Below are 13,103 nucleotides of genomic sequence, written 5' to 3' on the forward strand. Positions count from 1 at the left end.
AACCGCACTGGAGCCGTCATGCAACTGATCCCCTGCCCGTGGTGCGGGCCCCGTGAAGAAGCCGAGTTCCACTACGGCGGCCAGGCCCATGTGGCCTACCCGGCGGACCCGTCGGCGCTGTCCGACGAGGAGTGGGCGAAGTTCGTCTTCTTCCGCGACAACCCGAGCGGGCCGTTCGCGGAGCGCTGGAGCCACGCGGCCGGCTGCCGCCGCTGGTTCAACGCCGTCCGCGACACCAGGACCCATGACCTGCTCGCGGTGTACCGCGTCGGCGAGCCGAGGCCGGTGCTCTCGTGAACGCGCCCTTCCGGCTGCCCCACGGTGGCCTCGTCGACCGGGAGACCAGGCTGGAGTTCAGCTTCGACGGCCGCTGGATGACCGGCCACCGCGGTGACACCCTGGCCTCCGCGTTGCTGGCCAACGGGGTGCACCGGGTCGCGAGCAGCATCAGGTTCGGCCGCCCCCGCGGCATCATGGCGGCCGGGGTCGAGGACGCGAACGCGCTGGTGCAGCTCGAGGAGCCGTTCCCGGAGCCGATGCTGACCGCGACCACCGTGGAGCTCTACGACGGACTCGTCGCCCGTGGACTGCCCGGTCAGGGCAGGCTGGCCACCGAGCCGGACCCCGCGCGGTACGACGCCAAGCACGTGCACTGCGACGTGCTGGTGGTCGGTGCGGGCCCGGCCGGTCTCACCGCCGCGCTGGCCGCCGCGCGTAGCGGCGCGCGGGTGGTGCTGGTGGACGACCAGCCCGAGGGCGGCGGCTCGCTGCTGGGCTCGAACGAGTACCTGGACCTGAAACCCGCCGTGGAATGGGCGCGTTCGGTGGTCCGGGAGTTGCGGGAGCTGCCGGAAGTGCTGGTGCTGGAGCGCACCACCGCGTTCGGCGCCTACGACGACGGGTTCGTGCTCGCACTGCAGCGGCGCACCGACCACCTCGGCACCGCTCCGGAAAGCGTTGCGCGGCAACGGGTCTGGCGGATCAGGGCGAAGCAGACCGTGGTCGCCACCGGCGCGCACGAGCGTCCGGTGGTGTTCGCCGGCAACGACCGGCCGGGCATCATGCTGGCCGGTGCCGCGCGCACCTACCTGCACCGCTACGGCGTGCTGCCCGGCCGCCGTGCCGTGCTGTTCACCACCACCGACAGCGCGTATGCCGCCGCCATCGACCTGGCCGACGCCGGGGTGGAGGTGGCCGCGATCGCGGACGCGCGCCCGGTCGCGCCCGGCGGGTGGGCCGCCGAATGCGCGGCCAGGGGGATCGAGATCCGGGCCGGGCAGATGGTCGTCGGCACCGAGGGCGAGCAGCGCGTCTCGGCCGCCAGGATCGCCTCGCCCGGTGGGAAGGTCGATCCGGTCGACTGCGATCTGCTGCTCGTCTCCGGCGGCTGGAACCCGGCGGTGCACCTGTACAGCCAGGCGCGCGGAAAGCTGCGGTACGCGCGCGAGCTTGGTGCGTTCGTCCCGGACGGTGCGCTGCCGGGGCTGCGCGTCGCCGGGTCCGCCGCCGGGACACTCGAACTTGCGGGCTGTGTGCGGGAAGGCCGTGAAGCGGGCAGGACCGCGGCGGCCGCGGCGGGTTTCGCCCCGGCGGCGGAACCGGCGCTCCCGGTGTCCGACGCCCGGCCGGAGGAGCTGCCGGCGGCGGTGCTCTGGATGGTGCCGGATGACGGGTCCACAGTGGACGAGCAGGACACCAGGTTCGTGGACCTGCAACGGGACGCGACCGTGTCCGACGTGCTGCGCGCGACCGGTGCCGGGCTGCGCTCGCTGGAGCACGTCAAGCGCTACACCACCATCGGCACCGCGCACGACCAGGGCAAGACCTCCGGCATGCTCGCCGCCGGGATCGTCGCCGAGGCGCTGGGCGTGGACGTGGCAGAGCAGCGGCCCACCACCTTCCGCCCGCCCTACACCTCGGTGCCGTTCGCCGCGCTGGCCGGCCGGGACCGGGGCGAGCTGCACGACCCGGTCCGGGTGACCGCCGTGCACCCGTGGCATCTGGCGCACGGCGCGGAGTTCGAGGACGTCGGCCAGTGGAAGCGGCCGCGGTACTACCCGTTGCCCGGCGAGGACATGCATGCCGCGGTGCTTCGGGAATGCCGCGCCGCGCGGGAAGGCGTCGCACTGATGGACGGCTCCACCCTGGGCAAGATCGACGTGCAGGGCGCGGACGCCGGCGTGTTCCTGGACATGCTCTACACGAACATGATGAGCAACCTGAAGGTCGGGCGGATCCGGTACGGCGTGATGTGCGGGGTCGACGGCATGGTGCTCGACGATGGCACCGTGATCCGGGTGGCCGAGGACCGCTTCCTACTCACCACCACCACCGGCAACGCGGCGAAGATCCTGGAGTGGATGGAGGAGTGGCTGCAGACGGAATGGCCGCACCTGGACGTTTTCGCCACCTCGGTCACCGAGCACTGGGTGACCGTCCCGCTGGTCGGCCCGCGTTCCCGGGAGGTGCTCGGCGCGCTCGCACCCGAGCTGGACGTGCGCAACGAGGCGTTCGGCTTCATGGCCTGGCGGGACGCGATGGTGGCGGGCATCCCGGCGCGGGTCTGCCGGATCAGCTTCTCCGGCGAGCTGGCCTACGAGATCAACGTGAACGCCTGGTACGGCATTTCGCTGTGGGAGGCGCTGATGGCGGCGGGCGAGCGGTACGGGATCACCCCGTACGGCACCGAAACCATGCACGTGCTGCGGGCCGAGAAGGGCTACCCGATCATCGGCCAGGATACCGATGCCACGGTGACCCCGCAGGATCTGGGCATGTCCTGGGCGGTGTCCAAGAAGAAGACGGACTTCATCGGCAAACGGTCCTTCGCGCGGGCGGAGAACAACCGGCCCGACCGCAAGCAGCTGGTCGGACTGCTGCCGGTGGATCCCTCGGTGCTGCTGCCAGAGGGGGCGCAGATCATCGAGTCCGACCACCTGCCGGAACCGCCGGTGCGGATGCTCGGCCACGTCACTTCGAGCTACCCCAGCGCCGCGCTCGAACGCACCTTCGCGCTGGCCGTGGTGCGTTCCGGGCGGGAGCGGATCGGCGAGACCCTGCACGTCCCGGTGGGGGACCGGTTGGTCGCGGTCACCGTGACCGACTCCGTGCTGTTCGACAAGGAGGGAACCCGCCGTGACGGCCGAAATCACTGAAAGCATCCGGTACAGCCCGCTGGCTGATTGGAGCACTCGGCTGGACGGGCTGGCGCCCGCCGTGCACGCGGCCGAGCAGCCCTTCCTCACCCAGCTCACGCTGCGGGTCGCCGACGCCAAGGCGGTGGCCGTGGCAGGCACCGCCCTCGGCGTCGAACTTCCGGCGGAACCCTGCACCTTCACCAGCGGCACCGGGCAGTACGGCGCGGTCGAGGTCGCCTGGCTGGGCCCGGACGAATATCTCGTGCTGGCCGGGCCCGGGTTGCAGGGTGTGCTGGAAGACGTGCTGCGCCAGGCGATCGGCGAGTCGAGTGGTGCGGTGGTGGATGTGTCCGCGCAGCGCACCGCGGTCGCGCTCGGTGGGCCGAACGTGCGGGACGTGCTGGCGCACGGCTGCTCGATCGACTTGCACCCGGCGGCCGCGCCGACCGGTACTTGCGTGCAGACCCTGCTCGCCCGCACCGGGATCGTGCTGCTGGTCCGCGACGCCGCCCGCGGCGAGTTCGCCGTGCTCGTCCGCTCGTCGTTCGCCGCCTACTTCGCGGCCTGGCTGGTCGACGCGGGCGTGGAGTACCGGGCGGGCCCGTCATGAGCCTGAGCGTGTTCGAGCTGTTCAAGATCGGCATCGGGCCGTCCAGTTCGCACACCGTCGGCCCGATGCTCGCCGCGAAGACCTATGTGGACTCCCTGCGCGACGACGGGCTGCTGGCCGATATCGCGTCGGTCCGGGTCGAGCTGTTCGGCTCGCTGGGCGCGACCGGGCACGGGCACGGCAGCGTGCCGGCGGTCGTGCTCGGCCTGGCCGGGCACGCGCCGGACGAGGTGGACCCGGTGCGGGCGCGGCCCACCGTGGACACCGTGGCGGGCACCGGCAAGCTGGAGCTGGCCGGTGGCCACCCGATCGAATTCGCGATGACCGAGGACATCGTGCTGCACCGCCGGAAGCGGCTGGACTTCCACCCGAACGGGATGGTGTTCCGCGGCCTGGACGGTGCGGGCGCGGTGGTGTCCGAGCGCACGTACTACTCGGTCGGCGGCGGGTTCGTGGTCGGCGAGGACGCGGCCGGCGGGAAGATCCTGGCCGAGGACGGCACCGGTGTCCCGTTCCCGTTCGCGACCGCCGCGGAGCTGCTGGCGCACACCACGCGCACCGGCCGTTCGATCAGCTCGCTGATGATGGCCAACGAAACGGCGCGCCGCCCGGAAAGCGAGGTGCGGGCGGGCTTGCTGGAGATCTGGTCGGTGATGCGGGACTGCGTGCAGCGGGGCGGTAGCACCGGGGGCATGCTGCCCGGCGGGCTCAAGGTCCGCCGTCGTGCGGCCGCCCTGCGCGCGCACCTGCTGGCTACCGGTGATGTCGGCGATCCGCTGCGGGCGATGGAATGGGTGACCATGTTCGCGCTGGCGGTGAACGAGGAGAACGCCGACGGCGGCCGGGTGGTCACCGCCCCCACCAACGGCGCGGCCGGGATCATCCCGGCGGTGCTGCACTACTACCGGATGTTCGTGCCGGGCGCGTCGGATGAAGGCGTGGTGGACTTCCTGCTCGCCGCGGGAGCGATCGGCATGTTGTTCAAGCAGAACGCGTCCATTTCGGGCGCGGAGGTCGGCTGTCAGGGCGAGGTCGGTTCGGCCTGCTCGATGGCGGCCGGCGGGCTGGCCGAGGTGCTCGGCGGCTCCCCGGAACAGGTGGAGAACGCCGCGGAGATCGGCATCGAGCACAACCTGGGCCTGACCTGCGATCCGGTGGGCGGCCTGGTGCAGATCCCGTGCATCGAGCGCAACGCGATCGCTTCGGTGAAAGCCATCACGGCGGCGCGGATGTCCGTGCGCGGCGACGGCGTGCACCACGTGAGCCTGGACAAGGCGATCAAGACGATGCGGGAGACCGGCGCCGACATGAAGGACAAGTACAAGGAGACCGCCCGCGGCGGGCTCGCGCTCAACGTCGTGGAGTGCTGAAACCGCACTGAAAGCGTTGACCGGGCGAGCCGCGGCGACTTAGCATACAACTAGTATATCAATCATCTATTAGATGTCCGGCTGGCTTTTCCGAGTCGAACGCCGAGGAGAATCCCGTGGCACAGCACTTCACCTTGACCCTCAAGTGCCCCGAACGCTCGGGGATCGTGCACGCGGTGACCACGTTCCTGGTCGGCCGCGGCTGCGACATCGTCGAGCACCAGCAGTTCGACGACGGTGTCCGCGGTTCGCTGTTCCTGCGCACATCTTTCTCCTGTGTCGCGGACGGGGTCGAGAAAGTCACAGTGGACGATCTCGCGCGCGAGTTCTCCGCCGTGGCGACCGATTTCGGAATGGAGTTCCAGTTCTCCGATGCCACGCCGGATCGGATTCTGGTGCTGGTGTCGAAGTTCGGGCACTGCCTCAACGATCTGCTGTTCCGCTGGCGGGCCGGCGGGCTCGGTGCGGACATCGCGCTGGTGGTGTCCAACCACGAAGACCTGCGCCCGATGGCGGAGGCCGCCGGGCTGCCGTTCGTGCACGTGCCGGTGACGCCGGAGACCAAGTCCGAGGCCGAGCAACGGCTGCTGGAACTGGTCGGCGAGTACCAGGTGGATCTGGTGGTGCTGGCGCGGTACATGCAGGTGCTCTCCGACGACCTGTGCGTGAAGCTGCAGGGCAGGGCGATCAACATCCACCATTCGTTCCTGCCCGGTTTCAAGGGCGCCAAGCCCTACCACCAGGCCTACGACCGCGGCGTGAAGTACGTCGGTGCCACCGCCCACTACGTGACCCCGGAGCTGGACGAGGGCCCGATCATCGAGCAGGAGGTGCTGCGGGTCGACCACAGCTACGGGCCTCGCGAGCTGGTGACGGTGGGCCGCGACGCGGAGGCGCTGGCGCTCTCCCGCGCGGTGCGCTGGCACTGCGAACGCCGCGTACTGCTCAACGGCAACAGCACCGTGGTGTTCCGCTAGCCCCGGATTCCTTACCCCCACCAGGAAAGCTCCCGAACCAGGAGGATTGTGATGGCTGCTTCGCCCCGTGTCGTGATCATCGGCGCCGGCATCGTCGGCGCGAACCTCGCGGACGAGCTGACGGTCCGGGGGTGGTCCGACGTGACCGTGCTGGACCAGGGCCCGCTGCCGCTGACCGGTGGTTCGACCTCGCACGCGCCCGGCCTGGTGTTCCAGACCAACTCGTCCAAGGCGATGACCGAGTTCGCCCGGTACACCGTGGAGAAGTTCTCCGCGCTCGAAGTGGACGGTGCGCCCTGCTTCAACCCCGTCGGGGGAATGGAGGTGGCGACCACGCCCGCGCGCTGGGAGGACCTCAAGCGCAAGCACGGCTGGGCGACCTCCTGGGGCATCGGCGGCACGCTCGTGGACAGCGCGGAATGCCTGCGCCGGTACCCGCTGCTCGATCCGGAGCAGGTGCTGGGCGCGCTGTACGTGCCGACCGACGGGCTGGCGAAGGCTTCCCGCGCGGTGGTGGCGCTGGCGCGACGGGCCGAAGCGCGCGGCGCGCGGTTCATTGGCTCCACCAAGGTCACCGGGGTGCAGCAGGCCGGCGGGCGGGTGACCGGGGTGGAGACCGATTCGGGGGTGTTCGCCGCCGACATCGTGGTGTCCTGCGCCGGATTCTGGGGCCGCGAGATCGGTGCGATGGTCGGGATGGAGGTGCCGTTGCTGCCGCTCGCGCACCAGTACGCCAAGACCGGCCAGCTCGCCGAACTGGTCGGGCGCAACACCGAAGAGTCCGAAGCGAGCCTGCCGATCCTGCGTCACCAGGACCAGGACCTCTACTACCGCGAGCACAACGACCGGCTCGGCATCGGCACCTACGCGCACCGGCCGATGCCGGTGGCCACGGCCGAACTGGACTCAGCTGGCCCGGAGGTCAGCGACGCGGCCATGCCCTCCATGCTTCCGTTCACCGAAGAGGATTTCGCGCCGTCGTGGGAGCACAGCAAGCTGCTGCTACCGGCCCTGCGCCAGGCCAAGGTCGAAGAGGGCTTCAACGGGGTCTTCTCGTTCACCCCCGACGGCCACTCGCTGGTGGGCGAATCCGCCGAGGTGCGCGGGTTCTGGGTGGCCGAGGCGATCTGGGTGACGCACTCGGCCGGGATCGCGAAGGCCGTCGCGGAGCAGCTGGTGCACGGGCGCTCGGAGACCGACCTGCACGACATCGACGTGAACCGCTTCGAGGACGTCCAGCTTTCCCGGGAGTACGTGGACGAGACCTCGCAGCAGAACTTCACCGAGATCTACGACGTGCTGCATCCGTTGCAGCCCAAGCTTTCCCCGCGCGACCTCCGGGTGACCCCGTTCCACGCCCGGCAGCGCGAGCTCGGCGCGGTGTTCCTGGAGGCGTCCGGCTGGGAGCGCCCGCACTGGTTCGAGGCGAACGCGCCGCTGGTGAAGGAACTGCCGCACGACTGGCTGCCGCCGGCAAGGGACGGCTGGGCCGGGCGGTTCCACTCACCGATCGCGGCGGCCGAGGCGTGGCGGACCAGGAACGCGGTGGCGCTCTACGACATGACCCCGCTCAAACGGCTGGAGGTCAGCGGTCCCGGCGCGCTGGCCTTTCTCCAGCGGCTGACCAGCAACCAGCTCGACAAGTCGGTCGGCTCGGTCACCTACACCCTGGTGCTGGACGAGGCCGGCGGGGTCCGCAGCGACGTCACCGTGGCGCGGCTGGAGCCCGACGTGTTCCAGGTCGGTGTGAACGGCAACCTCGACCACGACTACTTCCACAAGCAGCTGCCCGAAGACGGCGGCGTCCGGGTCCGCGACATCACCGGCGGCACCTGCTGTCTCGGTGTGTGGGGCCCGGCGGCGAGGGATCTCGTGCAGCCTCTGAGCCGTGAGGACTTCTCCCACCAGGGCCTGAAGTACTTCCGTGCCAGGCGGGCGCGGATCGCCGGGGTGCCGGTCACCGCGATGCGGCTGTCCTATGTGGGCGAGCTCGGCTGGGAGATCTACACCAGCGCGGACAACGGCCAGCGGTTGTGGGATGTGCTGTGGGCTGCCGGCCGCGACCTCGGCGTGATCGCGGCGGGCCGCGCGGCCTTCAACAGCCTGCGTTTGGAAAAGGGCTATCGCCTGTGGGGCACCGACATGACCACCGAGCACGACCCTTATGAAGCGGGCGTCGGCTTCGCGGTGCGCCCGGCGAAGGGTGACTTCGTCGGCCGAGAGGCACTCGACGGCCGCAGCGAGGAGACCGCCGCCCGTCGGCTGCGGTGCCTGACCATCGACGACGGGCACACTGTGGTGCTCGGCAAGGAGCCCGTCTTCGTGGACGGTCAAGCCGCCGGGTACGTGACCAGCGCTGCTTACGGCTACACGCTTTCCCGGCCGATCGCGTACGCCTGGCTGCCCGCGGCGGCCGGGGTCGGCACGGCGGTGGAAATCGAGTACTTCGGCCGCCGGGTCGCGGCGACCGTGGCCGCCGAGTCGCTGTTCGATCCGGGGATGGAACGCATCCGCCGCTGAGTATCACTAGTTGTTTCCTGTCCGAACCGATGCGAAGGACGTGCCCTGATGCGTGACCAGATCATCAGCGAATTCCTCAAGAAGCTCGCGGCGCGGGTGCCGGCGCCCGGCGGTGGGACGACGGCGGCGCTGCACGCGGCGCAGGCGGCGTCGCTGGTGGGCATGGCCGCCCGCTACAGCGACGGTGCGGAATACGCCGGGCACCGGGAGGTCATCGACGACGTGCTGGCCGAGTCCGATGCCCTGTGGATGCACGCGTTGCGAGTCTCGGAGAAGGATGCCTGCGCGTTCAACGCGGTCGGTGCCGCGTACGCGCTGCCGGAGACGACCGCCGAGGAGCGGGACGCCCGGTCCTCGGCGGTCGCGGCCGCGCTCGCGGCGGCTTGTCGTCCACCGGCGGAGGTGATCGAGGCCGCGGCCGACGTGCTCACCCTCGTCGAGCGCCTGCTGCCGGTCGGCAACCGCCGGGTGGTGGCCGACCTGGCCGCCGCCGCGCTGGCGGCGCGGGCGGCGGCCGCCACCGCGCGGGTGCAGATCGAAGTCAACCTCGACGGTGTGCCGGACGAGCGGGTCCGCGCGGAGTTCTTCGCGATCGCGGACGCCGTCGACCTGCTCTGCGAACGGGCGGACATGATCACCGTCGCGATCCGCACCGGATCCGGTGGTGTCCACATCGGACGGTGACGCGGGTCAGTTGGCCTTGAGCATCCCGCCGTCGATCACGAAGTCGCTGCCGGTGATCCAGGCGGACTGGTCCGAGCACAGGAAGACGACCAGCGCGGCGATGTCGGCCGGGGTGCCTGGGCGGCCGATCGGGATGCCGCCCAGCCCTTCGCCCCAGCGCTGGAGCGCCGTCTCGAAGTCGGTGCCCTGCGCGGCGGCGAGCTTGGCGATGCCCGTTTCGACCTTGGCGGTCAGCGTCACCCCGGGGGAGACCCGGTTGACCCGGATGCCCTTGCCCGCCATCTCGTTGGCGAGTCCCTTGCTGTAGGAGGAAAGCGCCGCCTTGGCCGCGGAGTAGTCCACCACCCCAGGGCCCGGTTCGTGCGCCGCGGCCGAGGAGATGTGCACGATCACCCCGTGGCCGCGCTCGATCATCCCGGGCAGCACGGCCCGGTCCAGCCGCACCGCGCCGAGCAGGTTGACCTCCAGCGTGTGCCACCAGGCCGCGTCGTCGGTGCCGAGCAGGCCATCCGGCCGCAGCGTGCCGCTGCCGGCGTTGTCGACCAGGATGTCCACCCCGCCGAGCACTTCGGCCGCGTGCCAGGCCAGCCGCGCCGCGTCCTCCGGGACGGTGACGTCCGCGGTGGTGAACAGCACCCCCGGTGGCAGGTCGTCGGCCGGTTTCCTGGCCGTGGCGAGCACCGCGGCGCCCTCGACCGCGAGCTGCCGCGCGATTTCGGCACCGATCCCGCGGGTACCGCCGGTGACGATCGCCCGCTTGCCGGAAAGATTCCCCTTCACCCTGAACCCCCACTCTGTCGGGTTCGACGGTATCGACGGTTAGGTTGATGCGTCAACCTATGTTTAGTATGTCCTTCCATGACCGAGACGCACTGGCTCGACGAGACCGAGCTGCACGCGTGGCGCGCGTTCCTGGCCATGCAGCGGCGGTTGTTCGCGCGGCTGGCCGAGCACCAGCAGCGCGAGTGCGACATCTCGCCGGCCGACTACGACGTGCTGGCGCAGCTTTCCGAGGCTCCGGCGGGACGGATGTCCTCCGCCGAGCTGGGTGCGGCGACGCAGTGGGAGAAAAGCCGTCTCTCGCACCATCTCGCGCGGATGACGCGGCGCGGGCTGGTCCGCCGCGAGGCCGCCGGCGCCGGTCGCTACCCCGATGTGGTGCTGACCGGCGGCGGTCGTGCGGCCATCACCAAGGCCGCGCCGGTCCATATCGCCGACGTCCGCGCCTGGTTCATCGACGCGATCGGGGCCGAACGGCTCGCCCGGTTCGCCGAAGACTGCGAAGCCGTGTGCGCCGCCCTCGACGCCAACCCCCCAGCCGAATAGCCGGCTTTTTGCCCTTCAGGCCCCCCTGGGGTAGGGCAAAAAGCCGGCTATTTGCCGTTGAGGGCGTGGTGGTCGGGGGAGGCGGTGGTGACGGCGTGGGTGGCGCCGAGGCCGTCGGCGCGGGCCACGATCCGGCCCGCCTCGATCCGGACGGCGACTTCGGTGCCGTCGCTGACGGCAGGCACCCCGGCCGCCGCGGCGAGTGCGCCGGACTCGTCGCACACCACCTGAAGGCGTGGCCACGCCTCCCGGGGAAAAGCCTGGCGCAGGCAGCCGCAGAGGTCGGCGATGGCGAGCCGGGCCAGCGGCGCGAACTCCGCGGGCTCGCCGGTGACCAGCGCGACGGTGACCAGGTCCCCGGGCCGCGCGGCCCGCACCGCCTCTTCGGCGGCGGACAGCCGGTGCAGCCCGAGCACTGCCACCACGCCGTCGCCGTCGAGCCTGGCCGGCTCGCCGCGCACGGTGTCCACCGGCGGTGCGGTGCCCGGCGGAGACCACGGCTCGTCGGCCGGCCGCGTCTGCGGGATGACGGCCGGGGGTGGCCACCAGTCGTTGAGCGCGAGCCCCGCCAGCTGCTCGCAGGCACTGATCACGTCGAAGGGTTCGAGGAAACCGGGTGCGGCGGCGGCCAGCTGGCTCGCGCCGTGCAGGGTGGTCAGCACCATCTCCGCCATCCGCACCAGGCGGGCCGGCGGGTCACCCGGTGCCGTTTCGAGCGGGTGCAGCCGTTCCAGCGACAGGCTGAGCAGCAGCGCGTCCAGCTTCATCAACTGCGCGAACGGCCGCCGGAGACGCGCGTCGGCGAGTACTTCGGGGATCAGGTCCATGCCGAGCCTGGCCGAGTCGCGCCGCTCGGCCGAGTCCGGTTCGGCCAGCGGGAGCCGGGTGACCCAGGCGCGGGCGAGCGCGCCGAGCGCGTCGCGGGCGGTGCGGCCCGGCTCCGCGTGCGGCGGCACCGGCAGCTGCTCGGCGAGCTGGGCCAGCACCGCGAAGTAGAGCGCTCGTTTGCCGGGGAAGTTGGAGTACACCGCACCGCGGGTGAGTTCGGCGCGCTCGGCGATGGTGTCGATCTTGGCCTCGCGGAAACCGCGCTCGGCGAACTCGTCCCTGGCCGCGGCCAGCACCTTGTCGCGGTTGCGCTCCTGCGTTTCCGCCCTGCTGAGCCGGCCCATCGTCCTCCTCGCCCCGGCGTTGCCGTGCTTCCCGCCGCAGGATACCGTGACCATCTATATGATGAGACCATCTGACGTGAACATGTGAAATGGGGAGTCGTGGCCGAGGTGCCCGAGATCGACCTGACCGACAGCGAAGTGCTGAGTGACCCCTTCGCCGCGTATGGCCGGGTCAGGGAGCGTTCGCCGGTGGCGCGGCTGGTCGCGCCGGGAGCCGGTCCGATGTGGGCCGTGCTGCGGTACGAAGACGCCAGGGCGATGCTGGGCGACCCGCGGTTCGAACTCAGCGCCGCCAGTTTTCAGCGGCCCGACGTACCCGAGGACTGCCTGCCGTACCTGCGGACCATGCAGGAGATGGAAGGCGCCGAGCACCGGCGGCTGCGCGGGCTGGTGTCGCCCGCGTTCACCCCCGCCCGTGCCGCCGGGTTCCGCTCGCGGGTCGAGTCGATCGTGCGGAACAGCCTCGACGAGCTGCCCGGCCAGGTCGAAGGCGGCTCGGTGGACCTGCTGCGGCACTTCGCGCGGCCGCTGCCGATGGACGTGATCTGCGAGCTGGTCGGCATTCCCGGCGAGAACCGTGCCCGCTGGCGGGAGTACGGCGCCGCCGTCGCGGCCGGCTGGGGTGCGAAGTTCGCCGATGCGATTCCCGGCATCATGGCCGGCGCCAAGGAAGCGGTCGCGCGGCGCCGGGCCGAGCCGGCGGACGACCTGCTCTCCGACCTCCTCCGCGTCCAGGCCGAGGACGGGGACCGGCTCGGTGACGACGAACTGGTCACCCTGGTCTGGCAGCTGGTGCTGGCCGGGCAGACGCCGACGAACCTGATCGCCAACGCGATGCTGACCCTGCTGTCCCATCCCGCGCAGCTCGCCGCCCTCCGCGCGGATCCTGGTCTGGTGCCCGGCGCGGTGGAGGAGCTGACCCGCTGGTGCGGCCCGCAGCTGCTGACCATTCCCCGGTTCCCGAACGAAGAGGTCGAAATCGGTGGCGTGCCGATCCGCAAGGGCGAGCCGGTCACCGCCGCGATCGTTTCGGCCAACCGCGACCCGCGCGTGTTCACCGACCCGGACCGGCTCGACGTCGGCCGGGGTCCCGGTACTCCTGGACATCTCGGCTACGCGTACGGGCCGCATTTCTGCCTCGCCGCCGCATTCGCCAGGGTGCAGACCGAGGTCGCGCTCACCGCGCTGGCGCACCGGTTCCCCGAACTGGCGCTGGCGGTGGCCCCGGCGGAAACGCCGCGCGTGCCCGATCCCGGCACCTGGCGAGTGGCGGCCCTGCCGGTGACTCTTTGAGAGCCGGGGGAGAC

The 13,103-nt window shown here is 71.2% G+C and carries 11 protein-coding genes; 9 read left to right on the forward strand and 2 right to left on the reverse strand.

The genetic code is table 11. The features are described 5' to 3' along the window. Positions 1 to 18: 18 nt before the first annotated feature. The 7 genes from AMYNI_RS0131945 (at position 19) to AMYNI_RS0131975 (ending at position 9,298) form a co-directional block, all read left to right on the forward strand. The gene (locus AMYNI_RS0131945) at positions 19 to 297 is read left to right on the forward strand and encodes a sarcosine oxidase subunit delta (protein WP_020672171.1); all 279 of its coding nucleotides are present in this window, start codon (positions 19 to 21) and stop codon (positions 295 to 297) included. Continuing rightward, the gene (locus AMYNI_RS0131950; protein WP_020672172.1) at positions 294 to 3,155 is read left to right on the forward strand and encodes a 2Fe-2S iron-sulfur cluster-binding protein; all 2,862 of its coding nucleotides are present in this window, start codon (positions 294 to 296) and stop codon (positions 3,153 to 3,155) included. Before AMYNI_RS0131945 ends, AMYNI_RS0131950 begins: the two co-directional genes overlap by 4 nt. Continuing rightward, complete coding sequence (locus AMYNI_RS0131955; RefSeq protein WP_020672173.1) at positions 3,136 to 3,747, forward strand: sarcosine oxidase subunit gamma; 612 nt, start codon at positions 3,136 to 3,138, stop codon at positions 3,745 to 3,747. The genes AMYNI_RS0131950 and AMYNI_RS0131955 overlap by 20 nt, the downstream gene beginning before the upstream one ends. Then, the gene (locus tag AMYNI_RS0131960) at positions 3,744 to 5,117 is read left to right on the forward strand and encodes an L-serine ammonia-lyase (RefSeq protein ID WP_020672174.1); all 1,374 of its coding nucleotides are present in this window, start codon (positions 3,744 to 3,746) and stop codon (positions 5,115 to 5,117) included. Before AMYNI_RS0131955 ends, AMYNI_RS0131960 begins: the two co-directional genes overlap by 4 nt. A gap of 116 nt (positions 5,118 to 5,233) precedes the next feature. Beyond that, positions 5,234 to 6,094 (forward strand): formyltetrahydrofolate deformylase, encoded by an 861-nt coding sequence (gene purU, locus AMYNI_RS0131965; protein WP_020672175.1) that lies wholly within the window; start codon positions 5,234 to 5,236, stop codon positions 6,092 to 6,094. A 51-nt stretch (positions 6,095 to 6,145) separates the two neighbouring features. Further along, positions 6,146 to 8,614, forward strand: coding sequence for a GcvT family protein (locus tag AMYNI_RS0131970; protein WP_026361205.1), 2,469 nt, complete (start codon positions 6,146 to 6,148; stop codon positions 8,612 to 8,614). Positions 8,615 to 8,662: 48 nt separating this feature from the next. Next, the gene (locus AMYNI_RS0131975) at positions 8,663 to 9,298 is read left to right on the forward strand and encodes a cyclodeaminase/cyclohydrolase family protein (RefSeq protein WP_020672177.1); all 636 of its coding nucleotides are present in this window, start codon (positions 8,663 to 8,665) and stop codon (positions 9,296 to 9,298) included. A gap of 6 nt (positions 9,299 to 9,304) precedes the next feature. Here the strand turns inward: AMYNI_RS0131975 and AMYNI_RS0131980 are convergent, their stop codons facing one another. Next, on the reverse strand, positions 9,305 to 10,078 hold the full coding sequence (locus AMYNI_RS0131980) for an oxidoreductase (RefSeq protein ID WP_020672178.1): 774 nt from the start codon (positions 10,076 to 10,078) through the stop codon (positions 9,305 to 9,307). 78 nt (positions 10,079 to 10,156) lie between these two features. Between AMYNI_RS0131980 and AMYNI_RS0131985 the strand changes: the two genes are divergently transcribed. Beyond that, positions 10,157 to 10,624 (forward strand): MarR family winged helix-turn-helix transcriptional regulator, encoded by a 468-nt coding sequence (locus AMYNI_RS0131985; protein ID WP_020672179.1) that lies wholly within the window; start codon positions 10,157 to 10,159, stop codon positions 10,622 to 10,624. Positions 10,625 to 10,671: 47 nt separating this feature from the next. Here AMYNI_RS0131985 and AMYNI_RS0131990 read toward each other — a convergent pair whose 3' ends face one another. Next, complete coding sequence (locus tag AMYNI_RS0131990) at positions 10,672 to 11,796, reverse strand: TetR/AcrR family transcriptional regulator (RefSeq protein ID WP_020672180.1); 1,125 nt, start codon at positions 11,794 to 11,796, stop codon at positions 10,672 to 10,674. Positions 11,797 to 11,895: 99 nt separating this feature from the next. Between AMYNI_RS0131990 and AMYNI_RS0131995 the strand changes: the two genes are divergently transcribed. Further along, complete coding sequence (locus tag AMYNI_RS0131995; RefSeq protein ID WP_020672181.1) at positions 11,896 to 13,089, forward strand: cytochrome P450 family protein; 1,194 nt, start codon at positions 11,896 to 11,898, stop codon at positions 13,087 to 13,089. The last annotated feature ends 14 nt before the right edge of the window (positions 13,090 to 13,103 follow it).

The organism is Amycolatopsis nigrescens CSC17Ta-90, from assembly GCF_000384315.1.
Taxonomy (GTDB): Bacteria; Actinomycetota; Actinomycetes; order Mycobacteriales; family Pseudonocardiaceae; genus Amycolatopsis; species Amycolatopsis nigrescens.